We start from the raw sequence: 26,963 nt of genomic DNA on the forward strand, positions 1-26,963 counted from the left end.
CCCATGACTGCTCCTCAAAAAGCAGTCTTGAATCAGAACCAAACGGGTTTGGGAATCCCTTTTGTCAACACGACCTAATCTGGCCGTTTATCGATCAGTTGGGAGATATGGATCATGCAAACGGTATCGAGCCAGAATTCGAAGCACTGTTTGCAGAACGGCTCGACCACAAGCTGGTTCTGTGGTCCTGTTCTGATAGTGCCTGCCTGCCGCCCCTCACCACAGGCGAGCGGGTGCTGCTGATGGATCGGTTAAGCCAGTTCCTGGCCATTGCAATCACCAATTCGGCTTTCGGCCAGACCATGCCCAGTCCACCGCCGGGCTGGACCGAAATGCAGCAAACCATCGGAATCATGCTGCTCTACATCCATGGGATGAAGCTCGCTGCATGAAGACAGTGGCACCCCGAAAAACGCGAAACATGGTTAGCAAAACCCTAAAGTCGAAGGCCGCATTGCCGTTATTTCAGGCATCATGACAAGGCAGCAAGGAGACTCAGCGATGATCGGGATTCTGGCGCAAAAGGGCTTGAGCCTTTTCGGACGCATGCCGGTGAAACCCTCGCCCGAGCGCGAGAAGCTGATCGGGCTGCTCGACATGCTGGTCGACGAATGCAACCGCGAGGCCGAACTCGTCGATGATCTTGCCGGCGTGTCCGAGGGCTATGGTCCGCTTGCCAGCGAGGCGGCGCGGCGCTTCTACCGCATCGAGCCCGACCGGATTGCGGAACGACTGCTGCGGCATTGAGCCGGAGCGGCCTCTCGCATTTTTCGCGCTTGGCAGGCTGCGCGCTATAGGCAATGACATGCAGCATGGCCGACAGCGAACCGCAGCAAACCGATCCGCATATCCAGACCCATGACCCGCGCACCGGCGAACCGCTGGTCACTGCAACCCCTGCCGCGACCATCATCGTCTTTCGCGACTGCCCCGATGGCGGCGCGCCCGAACTGCTCATGGTCGAGCGGTCGTCGCAGATGGTGTTCGCGGGCGGCGCCGTGGTGTTTCCCGGTGGCCGCGTCGATGCCGACGATCATGTGATCGCCTCCGGCCTGGATCACGGGCTCGACCCGCACGAAGCGGCCGCGCGCATTGCCGCGATCCGCGAGACGGTCGAGGAAACCGGGCTCGGAATCGGTTTTGCCGCCCCGCCCGAACGCGAGGCCCTGGCGCAGGCGCGCGCCGCGTTGCACGAGGGTACCGCGTTCTCCGAGCTTTGCCGCGATGCCGGCTGGACGCTCGACCTGTCCGCGCTGACGCCATTTGCGCGCTGGCGCCCGCCCTTCAACGAGCGCCGGGTGTTCGATACGCGCTTCTATCTCGCACGCTGCGACGAGCACGACCATATTGTCGAGGTCGATGCGACCGAGAACCACCATCTGTTCTGGGCCACGGCCGCTGACGCGCTGGCCATGGCGGACGAGGGCAAGGTCAAGCTGATCTTTCCGACGCGGCGCAACATGGAGCGACTGGCACAGTTCGGCTGCCATGCCGATGCGGTCGATCATGTGGCGCGGTTTCCGGTGCGGATGATCATGCCGTTCATCGAGGAGCGCGACGGCAGGCCGTTCCTGTGCATCCCGGAGAATATGGGATATCCGGTGACCAGCGAGCCGATGGGCAGCGCGATGCGCGGCTGAGCATTCCAGAAAATCGCGGCGCTCAGGGAACCTGAATCGAGCGCGCATCGTAAACGGTTCATCCCAACCGGAGATGAACCATGTTGCATTATGCCCTTATCTTTCTGATCGTGGCGATCGTGGCCGGCGTGCTGGGTTTCGGCGGTATCGCCGGCGCTTCGGCAGGTATTGCCAAGATCCTTTTCTTCCTCTTCCTGCTGTTCCTCGTCGCCAGCCTGGTGATGCATCTTGTGCGTGGTCGAGCGTAACTGCTTGCGCGCAGCATGAATGCACAAAAAAGGCCCGGATCGCTCCGGGCCTTTTTCTTTTTGTGGCAGGCGTTCGTCAGTCGATTGCGCGTTCGGCGGCACGGCCGACCGATTCGACATCGCGGCCCGCACCCTTGACCGTGTTGCAGGCGGAAAGCAGCGATGCGACGAGGCCTGCTGCGAGCACGATGCGGAAAGAGGCGTTGCGGTTCATGGGATCATCCTTCTTCTTCAATGACTTTTCTTGGTTGTTCGGGGGCATGGCCCGGCCATCTACGCGATCACATGCAACCGGTTGCCGAAAATTCGGTTGGAACCATCCCACGAGCCACGGGTTGATGGGACACGGCGGTGCGGCCGTCGGGTTAGTGAGGACCAACAGCCGCATCGCTGGTTGAGGACCAATCCATGCTGCTTTGGGGGCAGCTAATGAGAGGCGAGTTTATGACGATCATTCAGGACCAATCGACCGAAGCGAATGCCGCCAGCGAGCGGAGCGAAGAGGCCGTGGTGCCGCTGGATGATGCGACGTTCAAGCAGCGGCTTGCTGCAACCATCCCGCACCTGCGCGCTTTCGCGTACAGCCTGTGTGGCAAGATGGATGTGGCCGACGATCTGGTGCAGGACACGATGCTCAAGGCTTGGGGCGCGCGTGCGCGTTTCCGGCCCGACACCTCGATGCGCGCCTGGACGTTCGTGATCCTGCGCAACTGCTATATCTCGCAGATGCGCCGCAACAAGTTTACCGCGCCCTATGACGAGGGCGTTGCCGAGCGCACGCTGACCGCCAATTCGGACCAGCAGGCCCCGCTGCACCTCGAGGACGTGCGCATGGCGCTGATGCAGCTTGGCGCTGACCAGCGCGAGGCGATCATTCTGGTCGGTGCGGGCGGCTTCTCCTACGAGGAAGCGGCGGAGATTTGCGATTGTGCCGTGGGCACGATGAAGAGCCGCGTTTCGCGTGCCCGCGCCGCGCTGGTTGCGATGCTGGATGGCGATTCGCCGATCGGTTCGCGCCGTCAACGCAACGCCGCAGACGAGGCGATGAGCGATATCCTTGGCACGCTCGACAAGCTGAGCGAGGGCGTGACCGCGCTCGCGGCGTGACCATTTCAACTCCGGCATGTGGCCGGGAGCCGCTTGCCGCATGGTCGGGGCGGTCGTGTTCAACCCGGGCGCGATGCTGCGCCCCGATCTTGCAAGCAGCCCTTGGGCTGGACGGGAAGTGAAGACAGTGCGCGGTGCCAGTTCCCTAGGTCGTCTGGAGGCAAGTGCCATGCGTACCTCATGTTTCGATCCCATGCTGATGCGTCAGGCACGCATCGGTCGCAGCTTGCGCGAGGTGTATGACGGCGTGGCGGACAGCCCGATGCCCGACCAGTTCGGCGCGCTGCTGAGCGAGCTCGACAAGATTGCGGTGCCCGAACGCCGCTGATTTCTGCCGGTCTGCGACCTCCAAAGCCCGTCCGGCATTGTGCCGGGCGGGCTTTTTGCCGTCCCTGTTCTGGCTGACAGCGCACAGCAAAAGGGCCGCAATCCCGAGGGATCGCGGCCCTTGCAAGGTGCCTGGTGCGGCGTGCGATCAGCTGATCAGCGCGCGCAGCATCCAGGCATTTTCCTCGTGCTTGCCGATCCGGGCGGTCAGCAGGTCGGCGGTGAACACGTCATCGGCGTCCTCTGCGACCTCGACGAAATCGCGCATGCGCTTGGCAATCGCTTCGTTGTCGGTGATCAGGCCCTTGATCATCGCATCGGCCTGGCGCGGGGTCTCGCTCGAATCGACCACCGACAGCTTGGTATAGTCACCGAACGAGGCAGGGGCGATTTCGCCCAGCGCGCGGATGCGCTCGGCGATCACGTTGGCGGCAGCGTGCAGGTCCTCATACTGTTCTTCGGTCAGCTTGTGAACGCTGTAGAAGGCGGGGCCGACTATGTTCCAGTGGACGCCCAGTGTCTTGAGATAGAGCGAATAGGTGTCGGCCAGACCGTGCTGAAGCGCCTTGGCGACTTCCTTGCGGTCATTGGCTTCGATGCCGGTATCGACATTGTCGGGCTTGGTGGTGGTTTTGGCTGCAGTGGCCATGTCAATTCCTCCTGTTTTGTAACGGAAAGGGGGCCTTGCGGAATGGCAGGGCCTGCCAGGGTGCTTACGTTCAGCGCTCGCGCCGGTTCCCCGCCAGACAGGCCATGCTGCGCAAAACAGCACCAAATCTGGGATAGTCTTGACAGAAGGTTACAAATGTCGGCTAATCGCAGCAGGAGTGGGGCCATGAATGACGAACTGCAACCATCTGCCGTAGAACGGAAATATACGGATAGCGCGCCCAAGGCACTGGTCGGCTGGACGCATGTCGACATGCCCAACGGCATCGATCTGAGGATCGAATGCGCGCGGTCGCGGATCGCGCTCGAGAATGACGTGATCGAACAGCGCGATATCGTGATGACGCGCAACCAGGCGCTGCTGCTCGCGCGCTACCTGCTCAAGGTGACCGGCCAGACCCTGCCCGAAGAACCGCGTCCGACCTTCTGGGCGCGGCTGCGCAGTGCCTTCGGGGGATCGCGGGCGCCCGTGCGCCGCCAGGCGCGCAAGTTCGCGTCCTGACGCATCCTGCCCCGTTTTTGGGGGTTGATTGGTCCCGTGATCGGCTCTACCCGCCGCAGCGATGGGGCATTTTCGCAGATTGACCAGACATGCCTTGCCGGTGCTGCTGCTGGCGATGCTGTTCGGTGCGTTTGCGCCACGCGGGTTCATGCCGCATTTCGGGCCTGCAGGCCTGACCATCGAGCTGTGCTCGGGCCTGGGCAACAAGGCGGCCACGATTTCCGTCGATGACCCGCGCTACCAGGATTATCAGAAGCTTGCTGCCGCCAGATCCGGCCAGCAGGACCATGACCAGGGCGACGATGCGGACAATCCGATGCCGCCTTGCGCCTTTGCCGGCACGGCGATGCTCGCGATTCCTGCCGATGGCGTGATCGTGCCGCCGATGCTGGCGATCACCGCCATTGCGCCCGCACTGCACCACCAGTTGCTGCGCGCGCGGCACCATGCCGCTACCCCTCCCGCGACCGGGCCCCCGCTGTTTTCCTGAACCATTGACGCCATAGCAGGCCGCCCCTCTGCGCGCAGCACGCGTGCAGGCCCGGCGTGCCCTGCGCATCTGTGAATCCCGCGTTCAGGGACCGAATATTCATGACAAATCCCCTATTTCTGCGCGCCGCCCTGCTGGGTGGTGTCGCCCTTGCCTGTGTTTCCCCCGCTCTGGCCCAGGGAGTCGGCCAGCGCACCGATCCCGTCATCGTCGTTACCGCCAGCGTGACCGGCACCCCCACCGCACCCAGCGTCGAGGAAGCGCGCAAGCGACTCGAACAGGTGCCCGGCGGCGTCGGGCTGGTCGAGGACACCGTGTTCGCCGAGGATTTCGCGCAGAGCATCGGCGACGTGCTGATCTTCACCCCCGGCGTCTTCGCCGATACCAGCGCGCAGCGCGAATCGCGCATCTCGATCCGTGGATCGGGGCTCAATTCGGGCTTCGAGCGGCGCGGCCTCACCGTGCTGCGCGATGGCGTGCCGATCAGCCGTGCGAGCGGATCGACCGAATTCCAGGAGATCGACCCGCTCACCATCCGCTATCTCGAGGTGTTCAAGGGCGCCAACGGCCTGCAGTTCGGTGCGGCTTCGCTCGGCGGCGCGGTCAACATCGTCTCGCCCACCGGACGCACCGCCCATTCGCGTTTTTCGGGAAGGATCGAGGGCGGCAGCTTCAACACCCTGCGCGGCAACCTGAGCGCCTCGGGCGTTTCGGGCGATACCGATTATTATATCGGGCTGACCGGGCTGCGCGATGACGGCTTTCGCGAGCATAGCGACGTGCGCAGCCTTTATGGCCATGGCAATATCGGCTTCAAGCTGGGTGAGAATGTCGAGACGCGTTTCTATGTCACCGCGCTCAGCGACAATTTTGAGCTGAACGGTTCGCTGCGCCTCGCCGATGCGCTGGCCAATCCGCGCGCGGCAGGTCGCCCCGTCACGGTCGGCCCGTTCCGCCCGGGCGGCCCGGTGACGGTGCTCGATCCCGGTCCGGTCGCCGATGACTGGGACCGCAATCTCGATGTGTTCCGCCTGTCGAACCTGACGGCGATCACGCTGGGCAGCAGCACGGTCGAGATCGGCGGCTGGTATGCGCGGCGGAAACTGGACCATGCGATCACGCGCTTTGCCGGCATTATCGACCAGAAGGAAGACGAGTTCGGCGTTTCGCTGCGCGGGTTTGGTGAGTTCGCGCTGATCGGCGATGCGGTGAGCCGGTGGACGCTGGGCGGCTATTACGCCAATGGCGACAACCGCGCGCGGCGGCACCGCAATGTGAACGGCAAACGCGCCGGTCTGGTCAGCGAATCCGACCAGGATTCGACCAGCCTGACGACCTTCGGTCAGCTCGATCTCGGCCTTTCCAGCCGCTTCACTGCAATCCTTGGCGGCCAATTTGTCAGCGTGGTGCGCGATGTGGCGGCGAGGCTGGGCGACGTGTCCGGTCGCGGCGAGTACGAACAGTTCAGCCCGCGCTTCGGCCTGCTCTATAAGCTGTCCGACACCGCGCAGCTCTATGGCAATATCAACCGCAGCTTTGAGCCGCCGAGCCTTGCCGACCTGACCTCGGGCGGTGCGCGGCCCTTCGCCCCGCTCAAGGAGCAGCGCGCGACCACATTCGAGATCGGCAGCCGCGGCCAGGCAAGCTTTATCGCCTGGGACGTCTCGCTCTATCGCAGCGAGGTGGAGAACGAGTTTCTCGACTTTGGCGTGCCGGGCGCGAACGGCTTCGTCTCGTTCACCGACAATGCCGACAAGACCATCCACCAGGGGCTGGAACTGGGTCTCGACGTCTATGTCGCGCGCGAGGCGCTGGCGGCGCGCGGTCAGGCCTTCACCCTGCGCGGGGCCTATACGTTCAACGATTTCCGCTTCGACAATGATCGGGTCTATGGCGACAACCAGCTTGCCGGCGTCCCGCGCCATGTCTTCGTTTCCGAAGCCCGGTTCGAACAGAAGGACAGCTGGTACGTCTCGGCGAACCTGCGCTGGGTGTTCGATGGCCCCTGGGCGGACTTTGCCAACACCGAACGGGCACCAGGCTATGAACTGGTCGGCCTGACCGCAGGCGTCGATGTCATCCCCGGCGTGCGCCTGTTCGGATCGGTCGAGAACCTGTTCGACACGGTGTTCATCTCGAACGTCGCCACCAACGCCAACCAGTCGCTCGAGCGCGCCGCGATCTACACCCCGGGTGTCGGCCGGGCGATCTATGGCGGCATCCAGGCGCGCTTCTGAGCCGCAAGAGAGAGGGAGAACAGCATCATGGCAAACCGTCCCTGGCTCGCGCGCTGGTCGATGAGCAAGCACCAATGGCTGGCGCTGATCGGCGGCATCAGCCTGTTCATCTGGGGGCTGTCGGGCATGGCGCATATCGCCATGGTGCTGTTCGGCCCGCAGCAGCTCGAATTCATGCCGCCGATGCGGCCCATCGACATGGCGGGCGCCGAGCCGGTGGAAAAGGTTCTGGCCGATGCCGGAATCGACAAGGCGCGCGCGGTCAAGGTGGTGGTGGCCGAGGGCCGCAATCTGTTGCAGGTGACCGTCACGCCGATGGCCCCGCGCCGCTATTTCCGGCTCGATACGGGCGCGGAACTGGCGAACCAGGATGCGCGCCAGGCCGAGTTCATCGCGCGGCATTTCCTGAAAGAGCAGCGCCCGGTCGCCGAGATCGTGCAGCAGACCGCGTTCGATGCCGATTATCCCTGGGTCAACCGGCTGCTGCCCGTCTGGCGCATCCGCTTTGCCGGGGATGACCGGCTGACCGCCTATGTGCATACCGAAACCAGCAGCCTCGCGGCGGTGAACAACCTCGCCAAGACCCGTTTGCAGAACGTGTTCCGCGCGCTGCACAGCTGGGAATGGGTACCGGAAGGGCTCGACTGGCTGCGCGTTGTCGTCATCACGCTGATGGTCGGCAGTCTTGCGGCGCTGGCGGTGACCGGCATCATGCTGCTGGTCGCCATCCGGCGCGGCAAAAGGCTGGCGGGGTCGAAGGGCTGGCACCGCGCAATGGGCTATGTGCTGGCGCTGCCGCTGCTGATGTTCTCGATCAGCGGCATCGTGCATCTGGTGCAGTCCGCGCTGGAGCAACCGAGCAGCAAGCTGCGCCTCTCACCGCTGGTCGATGTGGCCAATGCACGCTATCCGGTCGAGCGCGACTGGGCCGAGATCGCGCATGGGCTGGACGTCAACGCGCTGTCGCTGGTCGAGGGGCCGCAGGGCCGCGCGCTCTATCGCCTGGGGCTCGCGCAACCGGGCGGTGCAATGCCCAAGGGCGAGCACGATCACAGCGCGCACCAGGGCCACAAGATGCCGATGGGCGATGCTGCGATCCGCAATGCGCGGTTCGAAGGCGTCAGCCCCACTGGTCCTGCGCTCTATATCGATGCTGCCACCGGCAAGCCCTGGGCCGATGGCGACAAGGCGCTGGCGCGCGACCTCGGCCGCCGGTTCAGCGGCGCGCCCGACAGCGCGATCAGGTCGATGGAACTCGTTACCCGGTTCGGCCCGGATTATGATTTCCGCAACAAGCGGCTGCCGGTCTGGCGCATCGATTACGGCGCGCCCGTCAATGCGACGCTGTTCGTCGATACCGCGACTGGCGTGCTCGCCGACCGCACCGAGAACTGGCAGAAGCCCGAGCGTTATCTGTTCAGCTTCATCCACAAATGGAACTTCCTGTTCCCGATCGGCAAGGTCGGGCTGAACGCCGTGGTGGGCAGCTTCATGCTCGCGCTGCTTGGCTTCATGGCCGGTATCGGGCTGTATTGGGACTGGCGGCGCAGGCGCGGGCGTGCACAAAAGCCGCTTGCCCGTTGATATCATTGGCCCCTAGTCTGGCTGGAACAGACTGGGGGTCCGATGAACCGTTCGCTTGCACTCGCCCTGGGGCTCGCTGCCCTGGCCGTTCCGCTTCACGCTCAGGCCGCGCCGCCCGCATCCGCCTCCGCCAGCCCGCTCGCCGGGACCGAAAAGCTCGATGGCCTCTATCCGGTGCATGTCGACAGAAAGGGCGGACGCATCCTGCTCTCGCTGCCCGCCGCCGGGGGCGATGGCGTGGTGGCGCGGATGCTTTATGCAACCGCCTTGCGCACGGGCTTGGGCTCGGCACCCATCGGGCTCGACCGCGCGGCACCCGGCCCAGCGCAGATCCTGCTCGTCCGGCGGATGGGCAAGAAGATCGCTTTCGAACTGGAAAACCCCCGTTTCCGCGCGACCAGCGGCACTCCGGCCGAACAGGCCGCCGCCGCCAATGCCTTTGCCACCTCGCTGATCTGGATGGGCGATGCCGTGGACGGCCCCGATGGCCGGTTGCTGGTCGATATTGCGCCCTTCCTGGCGCGCGACACGCGCAACGTCACTGCGCAGCTCAACAGCAGCGGCGAGAAAGGCTGGCGGCTGGTCGATGGCTTGAGCGCCGCAGACCCCAATGCCGTGCGCGCCTTCCCGATGAATCTCGAATTCGAGGCGCGCCAGACCTATGCCAGCGACACGCCGGGGCCCGAGGTGCGCAACATCGCGCCCGACGCCCGCCAGGTGACCCTTGTCGTCCGCCACAGCCTGATCGCCATGCCCGAAGCCGGCTATGTACCCCGCCAGTTCGATCCGCGCGGAGGCAGTTTCGCGACGCAGATCCTCGAATTCTCCGCGCCACTGGGCGGCCAGATCGTGCAGAATCTCGCCAACCGCTTCCGGCTTGAGCGGCTCGATCCTGCCGCGCCGCGCTCGCGGGTGCGCAAGCCTATCGTCTTCTATATCGACAATGCCGCGCCCGAGCCGATCCGCACGGCGTTGCTCGAAGGCGCATCGTGGTGGAAACAGGCGTTCGAAGCCGCGGGCTATATCGATGCCTATCGCGTCGAGATTTTGCCCGAAGGGGCCGATCCGCTCGATATCCGCTACAATGTCGTCAACTGGGTCAACCGCGCGACGCGCGGCTGGTCCTATGGCTATGCCGTCACCGACCCGCGTACGGGCGAAATCCTCAAAGGGGCGGTGCTGCTGGGCTCGCTGCGCGTGCGGCAGGACATGCTGATCTACGAAGGGCTGGTCGGCGCCGACAGGACGGGCAAGGGTGGCCCCAACGATCCCGCTGAGGTCGCGCTGGCGCGCATCCGCCAGCTCGCCGCGCACGAGGTCGGCCATGCACTGGGGCTGATGCACAATTTTGCGGGCAGTACGCAGGACCGCGCCTCGGTGATGGACTATCCCGCGCCGCGCATCGGGCTGAAGGACGGCGCGCCAGACCTCAGCGATGCCTATGGCGTCGGCATGGGGCGCTGGGATGTGCATGCGATCGACTGGCTCTATGGCGATCCGGTGAGCGGCGATCCCGATGCCGCCGCGCGTGCCAAGGCGGAAGCCGCCGAACGCGAAGGCTTGCGCTTCGTCTCGGACGAAAATGCGCGGAGCGTTTCGGCGAGCCAGCCCTGGGGCAGCCTGTGGGATGACGGTGCTGATCCGGTGGCCGAGCTCGACCGGATGATGCAGGTGCGTGCCGCTGCGGTGGCGCGCTTCGGCCCGGCGGCGCTGGCCCCCGGCGAGCCGGTCGCCAGCCTTCGGCGCAAGTTCGTGCCGATCTGGCTGGTCCACCGCTATCAGGTCGAGGCGGCGGCCAAGCTATTGGGCGGGCTGACTTCCGAATATGCGGTCGGTGCCGCTGCGGCGGCGCAGGGCGCGCCGGTCGCGCCTGCCGAGCAGAAGCGCGCGCTCGATTCGCTGCTGGCGACGCTGCAACCGGCGGTGCTCGACGTGCCGCCTGCGCTGGTTCCGCAGCTTTCCGCCGGGTTCTCGGGCGATTATGATCGCCAAACCGAGATCGAGATCATGCCGATGGCGGGCACCGCCGCATTCGATCCGCTGGTTGCGGGGCAAGTCGCAGCCCAGCAGACCTTGAACGCCCTGCTCGCGCCCGAGCGGCTCGCGCGCATGGGCGAGCAGCATCGCGCCAACCCGGACAGCCCCGGCGTCGATGCGGTTGCCGGGCGGCTGCTTGCGCTGACCGATGCACCCCAGCCTAGCACGCGGCTCGGTGCGGTGCGCCGCGCGCTCGGCACGCGGATCATCGTGTCGCTGGCCAAGGCGGCGATGTCGGCCGACGCGGGTGTCGATGCGACGACCCGGATCGATCAGGCGCTGCACGACTGGGCCGAGGCGCAGACGGGCAAGCGCTTTGCCGATCCGGCGGACCGCGCCTGGGCACTCTCGACCGCGCGGCTGCTCAAGGATCGCGATGCGCTCAAGGCGCTGCTCGCCAGCGACAAGGCCGAGCTGCCGATTCCGCCCGGCATGCCGATCGGCGACATGCAAGATTAGGCCTGGCTTTTCAGCCGCACCAGCGCCTCGTCGAGCGATTGCAGGAAGCGCGATCGGTCAGCCTTGCCGAACGGCGGTGGGCCACCAATGCTGTCGCCGCCGGCGCGCAGGTCCGCCATGATCGCGCGCGTGGCGATCGCACCTCCGATCGAGCTGGTGGTGAACGGCTTGCCGGTGGGTGCGATGACGCTCGCGCCCTGTTTCAGGCAGCGGTCGGCGAGCAAGATATCGGCGGTGATGACGATCGAGCGCGCATCGGCATGGTCGGCGATCCAGTCGTCGGCGGCGTCGAAGCGATCGCTTACCAGCTTGCGCGCGATCAGCGGATGCAAAGGGACCCGGATCGGGCTGTTGCTGACGATGGTGACCGGAACGGCATGACGCAGCGCGACACGATAGACCTCGTCCTTGACCGGACAGGCATCGGCATCGACCCAGATCATCATGATTTCATCATTTCCCCAGGGGCAGCCTCGCCGTTCGGTCGGAACTGCCGCGAAGGAATTGGAGGCCCGAGCCGGAATCGAACCGGCGTGCAAGGATTTGCAGTCCTCTGCGTCACCACTCCGCCATCGGGCCACCGTGGGGAAGGAGCGCGCATTGTGCCGGATCGCGGCGAAAGTCAAGACACAAGCGTGCGGAGGAGCCGGATGCGCGATATGTCCAAAGTGGCGCATTTGCTGTATTGCCATGCTAATACAGCCATGCCATAAGCATGGATACGGCGATGTCGATTGCATTTTGCAACCGGAAGGCTATCAAAGCGGAGCGTGCTGTTCCGTTAGGGCTTGCATCGCCGTCCGCATATTCTAGGGCGCTTGGACATGACCGATACACAGACTCTTGCTCCGACCGATTTTGCCGCTGCCCGCAGGCACATGATCGAAAGCCAGCTGCGTCCCAGCGACGTCAGCGATCCCGTCGTCATCGCCGCGATGGCCGTGACCCCGCGCGAGGATTTCGTCCCCGCCAGCCACCGTGCCATCGCTTATATCGACCGGGCGGTGCCGTTGGCCGGCGGCCGCGTGCTCAATCCGGCGCTGTCGACCGGCCTGCTGCTGACCCGCGCCGAACTGTCGGGCAACGACAAGGTGCTGCTGATCGGCTCGGGAACCGGCTATATGGCCGCCTTGCTCGCCGGCATCGTCTCGCACGTGGTTGCGGTCGAACAGGATCGTGCCTTGGTCGAACAGGCCGGCACCGGACTCGCAGGACTTGCCAATGTCACCACCGTCGAATCGGCGCTGGTCGAGGGCCACGCTGCAGGGGCACCCTATAGTCTCGTGATCATCGACGGCGCGGTCGAGCAGGTACCCGATGCCATCGTGGCGCAGCTCGCCGATGGCGGGCGATTGCTGACCGGGCTGGATGAAGCGGGCGTAACCCGGCTGGCCGCAGGTCGCCGTCAGGGTGGTGCCTTTGCTCTGGTCCCCTTTGCCGATACCGACATCGCACCGCTTGCGGCCTTCGCCCGGCCAAAGAGCTATACCTTCTGAAGCACAGGGCCTCGCCATTGGCACCGGCGGTGGACGACAAGAGAACCGGATAGATGAAGACTTCGCTTTGGATGGCCGGTTGTGGTGCGGCGCTGGTTCTGGGCAGCGCGCCCGCTCAGGCGGATACGCTGCGTGATGCGCTGATCGCCGCTTATCAGACGAACCCGACGCTTAACGCGGCACGCGCCCAGCAGCGCGCGACCGACGAAGGCGTGCCGATCGCGCTGGCCGATGGGCGTCCCAGTTCGCAGATCCAGGCGCAATATTCGGAGAATTTCCTCAACCCCGCCAACGCGTTCACCGCACCGGCGCGATCGGTCGCGGGCACGATCAGCATGGATGTGCCGATCTATTCGGGCGGCACCGTGCGCAATGCGATCAAGGCGTCGAAGGTGCGGGTCGAGGCCGGTCAGGCCGATCTGCGCGGTACTGAGGCGACCGTGTTCAGCAACGTGGTCGCCGCCTATATGGACGTGATTCGCGACGAGGCGATCGTCGGGCTGCAGCGCCAGAATGTCGAGGTGCTCGACGTCAACCTCCAGGCCTCGTCCGACCGGTTCGAGATCGGCGATCTGACCCGCACCGATGTCGCCCAGTCCGAGGCGCGGCTCGCGATCGCGCGCAGCGACCTGCAGACGGCGGAAGCGAACCTGATCCGCAGCAAGGAAACCTATATCCAGCTCGTCGGCCGGGCGCCGGAAGCGCTCGAACCGCCGCCACCGCTGCCCAACCTGCCCGATGCGCCCGAGGCTGCGGTGGCGACCGCGCTCGACAGCAATCCCGATCTGGAAGCGGCGCGCGAGCGGGTGAAGGCGGCGGAATTCGACGTGAAATCGGCGCGCGGTGCCCGCATGCCGCGCATCGGGCTGTTCAGCCAGGGCAATTACCAGAATTTCCTCGGCACGCTGGGCAGTACGCTGATCCAGGGCAATTTCGTGCAGCAGCAGTCGAGCGCGTCGGCCGGCGTGCAGCTGACCGTCCCGGTCTATCAGGGCGGCCGTCCCGGCGCACAGATCCGCCGCGCTCAGGCCGTGACCGGTCAGGCGATGGAACAGGAAATCGCCGTCGAGCGCGGTGTGATTGCGCAGGTGCGCGCGGCTTATGCGAGCTTCAACGCCTCGCTTCAGGTGATCGAATCGTCGCAGCGCGCGGTCGATGCGAACACCCTGGCACTGGAAGGCGTGCGCGCCGAAAACAGCGTCGGCAACCGCACCATTCTCGACATTCTCGATGCCGAGCGCGAACTGCTCAACGCGCAGGTGCAGCTGGTGACTGCGCGGCGCAACGCCTATGTCGCGGGCTTCACGCTGCTCGCGGCGATGGGCCGGGCCGAGGCGCGCGATCTGGGGCTCGATGGCGGACTGCTCTACGACCCCGAGATCAATTACGAGCGCGTCCGCGACAAGATCATGGACTTCGATTCGGACAAGGACCCGGTCGCCCAATCGACGCGCACCGTTGACAGCCCTGCGCAAAATGCCGCACTGATCGGCCCGCCCAACCAGTAAGGCTAGGGCAGGGGCGAATCGGATCAGGGGCTTCAGGAATGACACGCGATATCGGCGAGCCGAGCCTTGAGGAAATCCTCGCCTCGATCAAGAAGGTGATCGCGGAGGACAACCGCAAGCCGCGCCGCGCGCCGCCGCAACGTCCTGCGCCTGCGCCCGCCCGGCAGGCGGCACCGGTCGACGACATTCTCGAACTGACCGACAGCGTCGAGCCCGAACCGGCAGCCGAACCCGAAGAGGCGCCGCTGATCAGCCGCGCGGGCGAGCAGTCGATGCGCGAATCGCTTGCCGTGCTCGCAACGCTGACCGAACCGGGCGTCAGCCCGCAGATCGTCCGCTCGGGCGAGACCTCGCTCGAGGGCATGGTGCGCGCGATGCTGCGCCCGATGCTTGCCGAATGGCTCGACAAGAACCTGCCGCCGATCGTCGAGGCGATGGTGGCGAAGGAAATCGGGCGGATCACCGGCCGCAAGGGCTGAGCTTCCCCTTTGCACCCGGCGTGCCCGATGGTAACGCCTGCAACCATGAAGAAGATGCTCCTCGTCGCGCTGGTTGCCAGCGCGCTTTCGCCCGTTCTCCTCGCCAGCCCTGCCGCCGCCCGGCCGATGACGGAAACGGACCTTGCGACCTTCAACCGGCTTGGCGCGCCTGCTGCCTCGCCCGACGGCAAATGGGTGGCGTATCAGCTGACCACGACCGATCTCCCCGCGAACAAGCGCAGCACCGGGCTGTTCGTGCTCGACCTCGCGGACAGCAAGGCCCAGCCGATCGCGGTCGCCGATTCTCCCGGCCATAACGAAAGCGCGCCGGTGTTCGCGCGCGATGGCAAGCATCTGTTCTTCCTGTCGAACCGCTCCGGGACTGCCCAAGTCTGGCGCGTCGCGCTGCCGGGTGGCGAGCCGGTGCAGGTGACGCAATCGGCGGTCGACCTGAGCGGCTTCAGCCTCTCGCCCGATGGCAACAGCCTCGCGGTCTGGGCGGACGTGGCCGAGGGATGCTCGGTCGATGCGTGCGATGCCAGGGCCAAGCCACAGGGCACGGGGCGTGAATATGACCGGCTGTTCGTGCGGCACTGGGATACCTGGCGCGAGCCCGGCACCTATTCGCGCATCTATGCCTATGCGCTGGCGACCGATGGCAAGGTCGCCGGTCCCGCGCGCCCGGTGAGCGGTGGAATCGAAGGCGATGCGCCGAGCAAGCCGTTTGGCGGCGGCGAGGAAATCGCGTGGAGCGCCGACAGCAGCGCGATCGCCTTTGCCATTCGCAAGTCCGATGGCGACGAGCCGCGCTCGACCAATCTCGACATTGTCTGGCAGCCGCTCGCCGATGGCACGGCCGCACAGAATCTGACCGAGACCAACCAGGGCACCGATTCGCTCCCCGCCGCCTCGCCCGATGGCCGCTGGCTCGCCTGGGCGGCGATGGCGCGGCCCGGTTACGAGGCCGATCGCATGGTCGTGCACCTGCGCGACATGAAGACCGGCAAGATCACCAAGCTTACCGAAGGCTGGGACCGCTCGGTCGGTTCGATCGCCTGGGCTGCGGATTCGAAGAGCCTGCTGGTCACCGCGCAGGACCTGCTCGAGCATCCGGTGTTCCGCGTCGATGTGCCCAGCGGCAAGGTCACCCGGCTCACCGAGCGCGGCAATGTGGGCAATGTCGTGCCGCTGGCGGGTGGCGGGATGATCTACACGATCAACTCGGTCTCCGCGCCCGACGATCTGGTGCTGATGGATGCGAAGGGCCAGACGCGCCGCCTGACCAATGTCAACGCGGACAAGCTCGCCGGGCTCGACCCGGTGATGTATGAACAGTTCACGTTCAAGGGCGCGAACGGCGATCTCGTCCATGGCCAGATCCTCAAGCCGCAGGGCGTAAAGGGCAAGCTGCCGGTCGCGCTGCTGGTGCATGGCGGGCCGCAGGGCAGCTTCTCGAACAGCTGGTCCTATCGCTGGAACCCGGCAGTGATGGCGTCGCAGGGCTATGCCGTGGTGACGATCGATTTCCACGGCTCGACCGGATACGGCCAGGCTTTCACCGACAGCATCAACAAGGACTGGGGCGGCAAGCCGCTCGAGGATCTGAAGCTCGGCATGGCGGCCTTGCCGGGCATCGACGCCTCGCTCGACACGGCCAATGCCTGCGCGCTGGGCGGCAGCTATGGCGGGTACATGATGAACTGGATCGCCGGCCAGTGGCCCGACGGCTTCAAGTGCCTGGTGACGCATGCCGGCGTATTCGACCTGCGCGCCATGGCGTTCGAGACCGAGGAACTGTGGTTCGACGAATGGGACCATGGCGGCCCGTGGTGGCAGCGGCAGGACGCGGAAAAGTGGAACCCGGTCAACCACGTGACCAAGTGGAAGACGCCGACGCTGGTCATCCACGGCGAAAAGGATTTCCGCATCCCCTATTCGCAATCGCTCGCCGCGTTCACCGCGCTGCAGCGGCAGGGGATCGAATCCAAGCTGCTGATCTTCCCCGATGAGAACCACTGGGTGCTGAAGGCGCAGAACAGCGTGCAATGGCACCGCAACGTCTTCGACTGGCTGGCGAAGCACCTGAAGGGGCGCGAGGTGAAATAGCATTGGTCCGTACGGCCATGATTGCTATATTCGGGGTCTGGAGGCTTTATGGCTGTAGAGATTGTTGACGGACCGCTGACTGTCAAAGCAGTATCCAAACCGCGGTACAGGACGGTTCGGAAGGATGGCAAATCCTTCCGCGTGCGTGTGGTTTCGGCGGACAGCCCCAGCTTCGGGTCAGAGTTTCAGTCCGCGTTTGCAGCCAATGTGCGGCGTGCAAGGGCAGAAAATCGGCAACTGGACTCCGACGATTGACGATCTCGACCCGCAGCCTGCCCCAACCAAGATTCTGGATCGTGGCGGGACCGAATGGCTGCGGGAAAAGTACTGCTTATGATCGCAGCGATGTCGACGAGTTCGGCGGAACCGTCTGGATCATCAATCCCGATCTGCTGACCAGCAAGATCATGGATGTCGAGCACCTCTCCAGGCAGGATGCCAATCTCGCGTCGGTCGTGCGGATCGAGAAATGGCTGGAAGCCTCTATCGATGCCCACCAGACGATCGGCGTCGAAACCGTTCTTTCCACTGGAAAGTATCGGAGGCTTGTCGAACATGCCACAGCGCGCGGCTTTGAAGTCCGCCTGATCTATGTGTTCATCGCCGATCCGCAACAGCAGCTGGAGCGGATACGGCTACGGGTGGCCAAGGGCGGACATGACGTGCCCAAAGACAAGGTACTCGAACGTCGCTCCAAATCGCTGCGCCAACTCGGATGGTTTTTCGATCGTGCGGATGAGGCCTGGATTTTCGACAATGGCAGTGCGGAGCCGAAGCTGATCGGTCGCAAACAGGGCAACAAGATCTCGCTCAGTTCGTCCGTTCCGCCAGAAATGATGCAGAACTTGCTGAATCCGCTGCCCTGACCCTTACACCAACCTTGCGATGAATGGGCAGGCTTGGCAAAGGCTGGACCCATGACCGACAAGACCGAATTGCCCAAGACCTTCGACCCCGCCGCGATCGAGGCGAAATGGTATCCGCATTGGGAGGCGACGAACGCGTTTCGCCCTGAGCGGCCCGGTGCCGAGCCGTATACCATCGTCAACCCGCCGCCGAACGTCACCGGCTCGCTGCATATCGGCCATGCGCTCGACAACACGCTGCAGGACATCATGATCCGCTACGAGCGGCTGCGCGGCAAGGATGCGCTGTGGGTGGTCGGCACCGACCATGCGGGCATCGCGACGCAGATGGTGGTCGAGCGTCAGCTCGAAGCGGCGCAGGACAAGCGCACCAACTATTCGCGCGAGGATTTCGTCAGCAAGGTCTGGCAGTGGAAGGAGGAGAGCGGCGGCGCGATCACCCGCCAGCTGCGCCGTCTGGGCTGTTCGATGGACTGGTCGCGCGAGCAGTTCACCATGGACCCGCATTTCAGCAAGGCGGTGCTCAAGGTGTTCGTCGACCTGTACAATCAGGGGCTGATCTACCGCGACAAGCGCCTGGTCAACTGGGACCCCAAGCTCAAGACCGCGATCAGCGATCTCGAGGTCGAGACGCGCGAGGTGCAGGGTCATTTCTGGCATTTCCGCTATCCGCTCGCCGATGGCGTGACCCTCGATGATGGCCGCGACCATATCGTCGTCGCGACGACGCGGCCCGAGACGATGCTGGCGGATATGGCGGTCGCTGTGAACGGCACGGACCCGCGCTATGCCAGCGTCATCGGCAAGTATGTCGAACTGCCGATCACCGGACGGCGCATCCCGATCGTCGCCGACGACCATGCCGATCCCGAGCTGGGCTCGGGCGCGGTGAAGATCACGCCTGGGCATGATTTCAACGATTTCGAGGTCGGTCGGCGCGCAGGCATCGCGGCGAGCGAGATGCTCAACATGTTCGATGCCGAGGCGCGGGTGGTGCAGACCGCCGATGGCCTGATCCCGGCGGAATTCATCGGCGTGGACCGGTTCGATGCGCGCAAGCTCGTCGTCGAGCGGATGAAGGCGCTGGGCCGCCTGGTGCCGCATGTCGTCACCGCCAAGGACGGCGAAGCCACCGAGCACGACGCCGAACCGCGCACCATCCAGACGCCTTATGGCGATCGCGGCGGCGTGGTGATCGAACCCTGGCTGACGGATCAGTGGTATGTCGATGCCAAGACCCTCGCCCAGCCGGCGATCGAGGCGGTGAAGACCGGCGTTATCGAGATCGTGCCCAAGAGCTGGGAGAAGACCTATTTCCACTGGATGGACAACATCCAGCCCTGGTGCGTGAGCCGCCAATTGTGGTGGGGGCATCGCATTCCGGCCTGGTATGGGCCGAGAGCCTTCTCCCAAGAAGAGAAACTGACCAGCAATTGGCCTGACCTTTCTTATTCAATTTCGACAGAATTCGCGACTGCAAATTCGGTATCGATGGACGATGCTGCCTTTGTTTGTGACTCCGAAGCAGAGGCTATCGAGGCAGCCAAAAAGTACTATCGCGACAAGCTTGGACGAGAAATTGCGGTGATTGTCTGTGAAGACAAGATTGAGGGTATCAATCTTGCGCTTTACGAGATCGACGATGGAGAGGAGGCTGTCCCTATTTGGCGAGATGCTGACGTCCTCGACACCTGGTTCTCCTCCGCGCTCTGGCCGTTCGCGACCCTGGGCTGGCCCGATGCCGCCCCACCTCCGTTTGTCCCGAGCGAAGTCGAGGGACGTGGAGAGACGGTGGCGCAAGGTCCCTCGACTGCGCTCGGGACAAACGGGGAGGATGCGCCTGACGCCCGACCCACCCCCAACCCCTCCCTGGGCAGGGAGGGGAGCCTGCTCGCCAAGCACTATCCCAACGATCTGCTGATCTCGGGCTTCGACATCCTGTTCTTCTGGGATGCGCGCATGGCGATGATGGGGACGCATTTCATGGGCGCCGCACCGTGGAAGCGGCTGTATCTGCACGGCCTGGTCCGCGCCGCCGATGGCGCTAAAATGTCCAAGTCCAAGGGCAATACCGTCGATCCGCTCGGCCTGATCGACAGCTATGGCGCGGACGCGCTGCGCTTCTTCATGGCGGCGATGGAAAGCCAGGGCCGCGACATCAAGATGGATGAGCGCCGCGTCGAGGGCTATCGCAATTTCGCGACCAAGCTGTGGAACGCGGCGCGCTTCTGCCAGGCGAACGGCATCGGGGCGAGTTCTTCCGTTTCGGCACCGGCGGCCACGCTCGCGGTCAACCGCTGGATCATCGGCGAGGTGGTGGAAACGGTCGCAGCATTGGACAAGGCCCTCGCCGACCTGCGCTTCGATGCCGCGGCGAACGCGATCTACCATTTCGTCTGGGACCAGTTCTGCGACTGGTATCTGGAGCTGATCAAGCCGGTGCTTTCCGCTGAGGGCGATGCGGCTGAGGCGGCAGAAACCCGCGCGGTCGCGGGCTGGGTGCTCGACCAGATCCTGGTGATGCTGCACCCGTTCATGCCCTTTATCACCGAAGAGCTGTGGCACGCCTTGTCTGGACCCGCCCACCCCCGGTCGAACGACCTGATCGTCGCGCAATGGCCCGCGCCGCAGGCCGAGGTGGATGCTGCAGCCAAGGCGGAGACCGAATGGCGCATCGATCTGGTCGGCAGCATCCGTTCGGCCAAGAACGAACTCGGTATCGCGCCGGGTACGCGATTGAAGGCGTTCGTGCAGGACGCCAACGAGCAGACCATGGCCTGGGTCAACGGCTTCTCGACCGGTGCACAGCGTCTGGCGCGGATCGATTTCGCGCCGCTGGATGAGGCTGCACCCCAAGGGGCTAACCTGCAGATCGTGGTCAACGAGGCAACCTTCGTGCTGCCGCTTGAAGGCATTATCGACATCGCCGCCGAAAAGGCACGCCTGACCAAGGCGCTGGAAGCGGTGAGCAAGGAAGCGAAGTCGCTCGAAGGCCGCCTGTCCAATCCGGCCTTCGTCGAAAAGGCCAAGCCCGAAGCGGTGGAAAAGGCGCGCGCCGACCATGCGGAGAAATCCGCCGAGGCCGAGCGGCTGGCGGCGGCGCTCGCGCGGCTTGGCTGATCGGCGCGCCCCGATCGCCTCCATGGCGACCGGCACATGAGCCTGTCCTACGCCCGGCTGCTCGCGTGGCGGATCTATCGCTCCTTGTGGTTCACGCCGGCGGCCTATGCGGTGCTGGCGGTGCTGGCGCTGCTGCTTGCCCCGGCGCTGGGCGTGCTGCTGCCGAACGAATTCCACAAGCTGATCGGGCTCGATGGGGTCGACGATCTGCTCGGCGTCCTTGCCAACACGCTGCTGGCGGTCGCGATCTTCTCGCTGGGCATCATGGTGTCCTCGCTCCAGGCCGCGGCATCGGCGGCGACCCCGCGCGCCCGCCCGCTGCTGATGCAGGACCGCACCGCGCAGAACGCGATCTCGGTGTTCATCGGCGGGTTCATCTACGCGATCGTCGGCACGGTCGGGCTGTCGACCAGCTATTTCGGTCAGCCTGCCCGGGTGGTCCTGTTCCTGACCACCTGCCTCGTCATCCTGTCGGTCATCTATGCGCTGATCCGCTGGATCGCACGGCTGAGCAATCTGGGCGATGTGTCCGAGGTCATCGATCTGCTCGAAGACGCTGCCGAAAAGGCCTTTGCCGACCTCGCCGAACGACCGCTGCTGGGCGGGGTCGAACTGGTCGCGATGCCCGATAGCGGTATACCGCTCTATGCCGAGCGCTTCGGCTTCGTGCAGGCGATCGACGATCAGCTTTTTGCCACCCTGTGCGCCGAGCAGGACCTCGACGTCTGGCTGGCGGTGCGTCCCGGCACCTATGTCGATTCGCACACGATCCTGCTCAAGACATCGCGCGCGCTGGATGAGCAGAGCGCGCGCGATGTCCGCCGCGCCTTCGTGATCGATGGCGACCGCACCTTCGAAGCGGACCCGCGCTTTGGCCTGATCGTGCTGTCTGAAACTGCGTCCAAGGCGCTGTCTCCGGGGGTCAACGATCCGGGCACCGCGATCGACGTGCTGGGCACCTCGCTGCGCATTCTGGCGGGATGGAGCACGGCGGCGCGCGCCATCCCGGCGCGGGTCACCTGCCCGCGACTGCATGTGCCACCGATCGCCGTCGAAGATCTGGTGTGCGATGCGTTCCGCTGGATCGCGCGCGATGGCGCAGGGCAGCTCGAGGTACAGATCCGGCTGCAAAAGGCACTGCGCTCGCTCGCCGCGCATGATCCGGTACATTTCGGCGCGGCAGCGCAGGCAATGTCGCAAGAGGCGTTTGCGCGCGCGAAGATCGGGCTGGCGCTGCCGGGCGATGTCGAGATTCTGGAGCGGTTCGTGCTGGATTGAGGTTTGCCGAAGGTGGGGCGAGCGTCCTTCCAAAATCCTCCCCGAGCTTGTCTCGGGGAGGGGGACCGCTGACCGCAGGTCAGTGGTGGAGGGGAAGCGGGATGGCACGATGGCGGATCCGAAACGCGCACCCGCTGCCCCTCCACCACCCGCTGCGCGGGCGGTCCCCCTCCCCCAGCGAGCTGGGGGAGGATTTTTCCATGTCGCGCCAAGCCTGCCGCCCACCGCATCTTCCGCACCTCCCCCTTGCCCCGGCGCCCCACGTTCCCTAAACGTTCGACGGTGAACGATCTCGCCCCCGCATCCGAATTCCCGCCGCCCTCGGCCAATGACCCCGCCTATCTGCAGGGGCTGAACACGCCGCAGCGCGAGGCGGTGCTGTCGTCCGACGGCCCAGTGCTGGTGCTGGCGGGGGCAGGGACGGGCAAGACCGCCGCTTTGACCGCGCGCCTTGCGCATCTGATCGCGACGCGGCGCGCCTGGCCATCAGAGATTCTCGCGGTCACCTTTACCAACAAGGCCGCGCGTGAGATGCGCGAGCGCGTCGGCAAGATCATTGGCGAGGCGGTCGAGGGCATGCCCTGGCTCGGCACCTTCCATTCGATCGGCGCGAAGATGCTGCGCCGCCACGCCGAGCTGGTCGGTCTGCAGAGCAATTTCACCATCATTGATACCGACGACCAGCTGCGCCTGCTCAAGCAATTGATCCAGGCGGCGGATATCGACGACAAGCGCTGGCCCGCGCGCCAGCTCGCCGGGTGCATCGACCGGTGGAAGAACAAGGGGCTGAACCCGCACGAACTCGACGCGGCGGAAAGCGAGCTCTACGCCAATGGGCGCGGACAGGAGCTCTACACCGCCTATCAGGACCGGCTGAAGGCGCTCAACGCCTGCGATTTCGGCGATCTGCTGCTGCACATGCTGACGCTGCTGCGCACCGACCGCGCGGTGCTCGAGCAATATCAGCAGAAGTTCAAATATATCCTGGTCGACGAATATCAGGACACCAATTCGAGCCAGTATCTCTGGCTGCGGCTGCTCGCCCAGGCGCGCAAGAATATCTGCTGCGTCGGCGATGACGACCAGTCGATCTATTCGTGGCGCGGGGCGGAGGTCGCCAATATCCTGCGCTTCGAAAAGGATTTTCCCGGCGCGCGGATCATAAGGCTGGAGCAGAACTACCGCTCCACCCCGCACATCCTGGGCGCGGCATCGGGGCTGATCGCGTCGAACAGCGATCGGCTCGGCAAGACGCTGTGGACCGAGGTCGATGCGGGCGAGAAGGTGCGCGTGCTTGGCGTCTGGGATGGCCCGGAAGAGGCGCGGCGGGTCGGCGAGGAGCTGGAAAGCCTGTCGCGGCGCGGGATCAGCCTGGACCGGACCGCGATCCTGGTGCGCGCCCAGTTCCAGACGCGCGAGTTCGAGGACCGGTTCATCGCCATCGGCATGCCCTATCGCATCATCGGGGGTTTTCGCTTCTACGAGCGCGCCGAAATCCGCGATGCACTCGCGTACTTGCGCGTCGTCAACCAGCCGGCGGACGATCTGGCGTTCGAGCGGATCTTCAACACGCCCAAGCGCGGCCTGGGCGACAAGGCGCTCGAAAAGGTGCACCGGCTGGCGCGCGCGACCGGGCTGCCGCTCAGCGCCGCCGCTTTCCAGATCCTCGACACCGACGAACTGCCGGCGCGGGCGCGTACCGCATTGACTGCGTTGATGCGCGGCATCGCGCGCTGGCGCGACCTGCTCTCGACCATGAACCCTGCGGATCTGGCGCGGCAGATTCTGGACGAATCGGGCTATACCCAGGTCTTGCAGGCCGAACGCTCGGTCGAGGCGTCGGGACGGCTCGAAAACCTGTCCGAACTCGCGCGGGCGATGGAGGAGTATGAAAGCCTCGGCGACTTTCTCGAGCATGTCAGCCTGGTGATGGACAACGAGGCTTCGGCGGAAGAGGCCAAGGTCACGATGATGACCATCCACGGCGCCAAGGGCCTGGAGTTCGAGCATGTGTTTCTCGCCGGATGGGAGGAGGGCGTCTTCCCTTCGCAGCGCGCGCTCGACGAAGGCGGGATGGCCAGCCTCGAGGAGGAGCGCCGCCTTGCCTATGTCGCGATCACGCGCGCACGGGCGAGCTGCACGATCGTGCACGCGGCGAACCGGCGCATCTATGGCCAGTGGACCAGCTCTATCCCCTCGCGCTTCATCGGCGAGCTGCCGCCCGAGCATGTCGAGGAGGAAAGCTCGATGACCGGCGGCGCGTCGCTATGGCGCGCTGGCCTTTCCGAGCGCGACGATCCGTTCGCGCATCTGGCGCGCGATCCCGAGCGCGCGGCGCGGCGCGGCCCCGGCTGGCAGCGCGCGGCGCAGGTGCCCGGAGGGTTTAACGCGACGCCGCAGCGCGTCGCCGAGGCCCGGTCGAGCGCGATCAGCTTAGGAAACGCAGGGCGCAGCGATGTCGAGATCGGCACCCGCGTGTTCCACCAGAAATTCGGTTACGGGCTCGTCGCCGAGAAGGAAGGCAACAAGCTGGAGATCGACTTCGAGAATTCGGGGCGCAAGCGGGTGATCGACAGCTTCGTCAGCCTCGCCTGAGGGGCTCGCGGGTCAGATACGCTCTGCCCGCGCCACCGATTCCGAAGCGCGCAGCGCCATGATGATCTGCATCAGATGGCCGACATCGTGCACTTCCAGGTCCGATTCGTAAGTATGGAACGGCTGGTCGCGGTTGGTCAGCTTGAGGTTGACGATGTTCGCCTTGTGATGGCTGAAAATGCCCGCCATGTCGGCGAGCGTACCGGGGCGGTTGTACAGGATCGCGCGGATGCGTGCGGTCGCGCCGTCCGAATCGCCGCCCCATGACAGGTCGATCCAGTCGGCATCCACGCCGCTGACCAGATTGAGGCAATCGATGGTGTGCACCTCGATATGCTGACCCTGGCGGCGCAAGCCGACGATGCGGTCGCCCGGCACCGGGTGGCAGCATTCGGCAAGCTGGAAGGCGACGCCCGGGGTCAGCCCCTGGATCGAGATCGCCCGGTCCTGGCGCGGGAATTCGCGCAGGGCCGTCTGCTCGCTGCTGCTGCCGGGGACCAGCGCGTCCATCAGCGCGACATCCTTGATCTGGTTCTTGCCGATGGCGAGCATCAGATCGTTCTCGTCCTCCATGCCGAGCCGTTCAAGCGCCTGTTTGAGCGCCTTCTTGCCGATCTTGACCGGTAGGCGCCCGGCGATCTCGTCATAGATCACCCGGCCCATGGCGATGGTCTCGTCGCGCTCCTTGTCGCGGACATAGCGGCGGATCGCGGCGCGTGCCTTGCCGGTGGTGACGAAGCCGAGCCAGCTGGTCTGTGGTTCCTGCCCTTCGGACTTCAGGATCTCGACGATATCGCCATTGGCGAGCGGGGTGCGCAGCGGCAGGTTGCGTCCGTTGATGAGCACGCCGACCGCCTTGTTGCCGAGATTGGTGTGCACCGCATAGGCAAAGTCGATCGCGGTCGCGCCTTTGGGCATCTGGTGCAGCGCGCCCTTGGGGGTGAAAGCGAAGATGCGGTCCTGATACATCGCCATGCGGGTATGCTCGAGCAGCTCGTCGGCATCCTGCGCCGTGTCGAGAATCTCGATCAGGTCGCGAATCCATCCCGCCTGGCCGTCCGGCCGGGTGCCGCCCTGCTTGTACGCCCAGTGCGCGGCAAGACCGAATTCGCTCTGCCGGTGCATCTCGTGCGTGCGGATCTGGATCTCGACGCGCATCGACTGGCCGTGAATGATCGCGGTGTGCAGCGAGCGATAGCCGTTGCGCTTCGGCGTCGAGATATAGTCCTTGAACCGGCCGGGGATCATCTTCCACTTGCGGTGGATATGACCCAAGGCGGCATAGCAATCATCGATGCTGTCGACGATGACGCGAAAGGCGATGATGTCGGTCATCTGCTCGAACGACACGTGCCGCTCGGCCATCTTGCGCCAGATCGAATAGGGGTGCTTTTCGCGCCCGCTGATCTCGGCGGTCAGGCCATGCGCGGCGAGTTCCGCTTTGAGCGATTCGGCGATGGTTTCGACCTGGTTCTCGCCGCTCGCCTTGATCTGGTCGAGCCGCCCGCAGATCGTGTCATAGGCCTCGGGCTCGAGCTCGCGAAAGGCGAGCATCTGCATCTCGCGCATATATTCGTACATGCCGACGCGCTCGGCGAGCGGCGCGAAGATGTCCATCGTCTCGCGCGCGATGCGCTTGCGCTTGTCGGCGCTGGAGATGAACTTCAAGGTGCGCATGTTGTGCAGCCGGTCGGCCAGCTTGACCAGCAGCACGCGCAGGTCGTTCGACATGGCGAGCAGGAACTTGCGCAGGTTCTCCGCCGCGCGCTCGTTTTCGGTCTGCGCCTCGATCTTGGAAAGCTTGGTCACGCCATCGACCATCTCGGCCACCTTGGGGCCGAACAGCCGCTCGACCTCCTCGATCGTGGTCAGCGTGTCCTCGACCGTATCGTGCAGCAATGCGGTGATGATGGTCTCGACGTCCATCTTCAGGTCGGTCATCAGACCTGCCACCTCGATCGGATGGCTGAAATAGGGGTCGCCGCTGGCGCGCTTCTGGCTGCCGTGCTTCTGCACGGAAAACACATAGGCGCGGTTGATCAGCGCCTCGTCCGCATCGGGGTCGTATTCCTTGACCCGCTCTACCAGTTCATATTGTCTAAGCACCTGCTGAATGTCGGTGCTTTGCAAGTAATTGCAACAGAAAAACGCGCCTGTGCGAGGGGCCATGGTCGGGGTCGCTCGGGGCAAGGGACCAGGGCATCAAGGGGGTTCT

The 26,963-nt window shown here is 64.9% G+C and carries 23 protein-coding genes and 1 tRNA gene; 19 read left to right on the forward strand and 5 right to left on the reverse strand.

Annotation, left to right across the window (positions count from 1 at the left end):
- From OPU69_RS16905 to OPU69_RS16920, 4 genes are all read left to right on the forward strand, one after another.
- On the forward strand, window positions 1-392 hold a 392-nt coding region (locus tag OPU69_RS16905), incomplete at its 5' end, for a hypothetical protein (protein ID WP_498512628.1).
- Window positions 393-501: 109 nt separating this feature from the next.
- Window positions 502-747: a hypothetical protein gene (locus OPU69_RS16910; RefSeq protein ID WP_066279735.1), complete on the forward strand. Its 246-nt coding sequence runs from the start codon at window positions 502-504 to the stop codon at window positions 745-747.
- A gap of 65 nt (window positions 748-812) precedes the next feature.
- Window positions 813-1,640, forward strand: a complete 828-nt coding sequence (locus OPU69_RS16915) for an NUDIX hydrolase (protein ID WP_498512630.1) — start codon at window positions 813-815, stop codon at window positions 1,638-1,640.
- 80 nt (window positions 1,641-1,720) lie between these two features.
- On the forward strand, window positions 1,721-1,888 hold the full coding sequence (locus OPU69_RS16920; protein WP_023839674.1) for a DUF1328 domain-containing protein: 168 nt from the start codon (window positions 1,721-1,723) through the stop codon (window positions 1,886-1,888).
- Between the two features lie 76 nt (window positions 1,889-1,964).
- On the opposite strand, the gene OPU69_RS16925 is transcribed toward OPU69_RS16920, so the two are convergent.
- A complete protein-coding gene (locus tag OPU69_RS16925) occupies window positions 1,965-2,102 on the reverse strand; it encodes an entericidin A/B family lipoprotein (RefSeq protein ID WP_023839673.1) in 138 nt (45 codons plus the stop codon).
- Between the two features lie 230 nt (window positions 2,103-2,332).
- On the opposite strand from OPU69_RS16925, the gene OPU69_RS16930 reads away from it, so the two are divergent.
- The gene (locus tag OPU69_RS16930; RefSeq protein ID WP_081097021.1) at window positions 2,333-2,995 is read left to right on the forward strand and encodes a sigma-70 family RNA polymerase sigma factor; all 663 of its coding nucleotides are present in this window, start codon (window positions 2,333-2,335) and stop codon (window positions 2,993-2,995) included.
- A 169-nt stretch (window positions 2,996-3,164) separates the two neighbouring features.
- The gene (locus OPU69_RS16935) at window positions 3,165-3,323 is read left to right on the forward strand and encodes a NepR family anti-sigma factor (RefSeq protein ID WP_498512633.1); all 159 of its coding nucleotides are present in this window, start codon (window positions 3,165-3,167) and stop codon (window positions 3,321-3,323) included.
- Between the two features lie 147 nt (window positions 3,324-3,470).
- On the opposite strand, the gene OPU69_RS16940 is transcribed toward OPU69_RS16935, so the two are convergent.
- Window positions 3,471-3,971, reverse strand: coding sequence for a Dps family protein (locus tag OPU69_RS16940; RefSeq protein ID WP_498512635.1), 501 nt, complete (start codon window positions 3,969-3,971; stop codon window positions 3,471-3,473).
- 186 nt (window positions 3,972-4,157) lie between these two features.
- On the opposite strand from OPU69_RS16940, the gene OPU69_RS16945 reads away from it, so the two are divergent.
- From OPU69_RS16945 to OPU69_RS16965, 5 genes are all read left to right on the forward strand, one after another.
- Window positions 4,158-4,493, forward strand: coding sequence for a hypothetical protein (locus OPU69_RS16945; RefSeq protein ID WP_060977778.1), 336 nt, complete (start codon window positions 4,158-4,160; stop codon window positions 4,491-4,493).
- A 79-nt stretch (window positions 4,494-4,572) separates the two neighbouring features.
- Window positions 4,573-4,983: a DUF2946 family protein gene (locus OPU69_RS16950; protein ID WP_155645842.1), complete on the forward strand. Its 411-nt coding sequence runs from the start codon at window positions 4,573-4,575 to the stop codon at window positions 4,981-4,983.
- 101 nt (window positions 4,984-5,084) lie between these two features.
- Window positions 5,085-7,220 carry a TonB-dependent receptor family protein gene (locus tag OPU69_RS16955; protein ID WP_498512638.1) on the forward strand — a complete coding sequence of 712 codons (2,136 nt, stop codon included), beginning with the start codon at window positions 5,085-5,087 and terminating at the stop codon, window positions 7,218-7,220.
- A gap of 27 nt (window positions 7,221-7,247) precedes the next feature.
- Window positions 7,248-8,804, forward strand: a complete 1,557-nt coding sequence (locus tag OPU69_RS16960; protein WP_498512640.1) for a PepSY domain-containing protein — start codon at window positions 7,248-7,250, stop codon at window positions 8,802-8,804.
- A 42-nt stretch (window positions 8,805-8,846) separates the two neighbouring features.
- Entirely contained in the window at window positions 8,847-11,300 is a 2,454-nt protein-coding gene (locus OPU69_RS16965; protein ID WP_498512642.1) for a zinc-dependent metalloprotease, read from the forward strand.
- On the opposite strand, the gene OPU69_RS16970 is transcribed toward OPU69_RS16965, so the two are convergent.
- Window positions 11,297-11,746 (reverse strand): YaiI/YqxD family protein, encoded by a 450-nt coding sequence (locus OPU69_RS16970; protein ID WP_498512644.1) that lies wholly within the window; start codon window positions 11,744-11,746, stop codon window positions 11,297-11,299. The two genes, OPU69_RS16965 and OPU69_RS16970, sit on opposite strands and share 4 nt — an antisense overlap.
- Window positions 11,747-11,805: 59 nt before the next feature.
- A tRNA-Cys gene (locus OPU69_RS16975) sits at window positions 11,806-11,879 on the reverse strand.
- A gap of 245 nt (window positions 11,880-12,124) precedes the next feature.
- Here OPU69_RS16975 and OPU69_RS16980 point away from each other — a divergent pair.
- The 8 genes from OPU69_RS16980 to OPU69_RS17015 all read left to right on the forward strand — a co-directional run bounded on the left by OPU69_RS16980 (window position 12,125) and on the right by OPU69_RS17015 (window position 24,748).
- Window positions 12,125-12,796, forward strand: a complete 672-nt coding sequence (locus tag OPU69_RS16980; protein WP_060977772.1) for a protein-L-isoaspartate O-methyltransferase family protein — start codon at window positions 12,125-12,127, stop codon at window positions 12,794-12,796.
- 53 nt (window positions 12,797-12,849) lie between these two features.
- Window positions 12,850-14,304, forward strand: coding sequence for a TolC family outer membrane protein (locus OPU69_RS16985; protein WP_060977771.1), 1,455 nt, complete (start codon window positions 12,850-12,852; stop codon window positions 14,302-14,304).
- Window positions 14,305-14,342: 38 nt separating this feature from the next.
- Window positions 14,343-14,783, forward strand: a complete 441-nt coding sequence (locus OPU69_RS16990) for a DUF2497 domain-containing protein (RefSeq protein WP_060977770.1) — start codon at window positions 14,343-14,345, stop codon at window positions 14,781-14,783.
- A gap of 45 nt (window positions 14,784-14,828) precedes the next feature.
- Entirely contained in the window at window positions 14,829-16,889 is a 2,061-nt protein-coding gene (locus tag OPU69_RS16995) for an alpha/beta hydrolase family protein (RefSeq protein ID WP_060977769.1), read from the forward strand.
- A gap of 251 nt (window positions 16,890-17,140) precedes the next feature.
- Window positions 17,141-17,755, forward strand: coding sequence for an ATPase (locus OPU69_RS17000; RefSeq protein WP_081096989.1), 615 nt, complete (start codon window positions 17,141-17,143; stop codon window positions 17,753-17,755).
- Between the two features lie 51 nt (window positions 17,756-17,806).
- Window positions 17,807-20,875 (forward strand): valine--tRNA ligase, encoded by a 3,069-nt coding sequence (locus tag OPU69_RS17005; protein WP_498512649.1) that lies wholly within the window; start codon window positions 17,807-17,809, stop codon window positions 20,873-20,875.
- Window positions 20,876-20,911: 36 nt separating this feature from the next.
- A complete protein-coding gene (locus OPU69_RS17010; protein ID WP_498512651.1) occupies window positions 20,912-22,153 on the forward strand; it encodes a DUF2254 domain-containing protein in 1,242 nt (413 codons plus the stop codon).
- 282 nt (window positions 22,154-22,435) lie between these two features.
- Complete coding sequence (locus tag OPU69_RS17015; RefSeq protein ID WP_498512653.1) at window positions 22,436-24,748, forward strand: ATP-dependent helicase; 2,313 nt, start codon at window positions 22,436-22,438, stop codon at window positions 24,746-24,748.
- Between the two features lie 12 nt (window positions 24,749-24,760).
- Here the strand turns inward: OPU69_RS17015 and OPU69_RS17020 are convergent, their stop codons facing one another.
- Window positions 24,761-26,854, reverse strand: coding sequence for a RelA/SpoT family protein (locus tag OPU69_RS17020; RefSeq protein ID WP_060980244.1), 2,094 nt, complete (start codon window positions 26,852-26,854; stop codon window positions 24,761-24,763).
- Between the last annotated feature and the right edge of the window lie 109 nt (window positions 26,855-26,963).

This window comes from Blastomonas sp. 34TW (assembly GCF_059803595.1).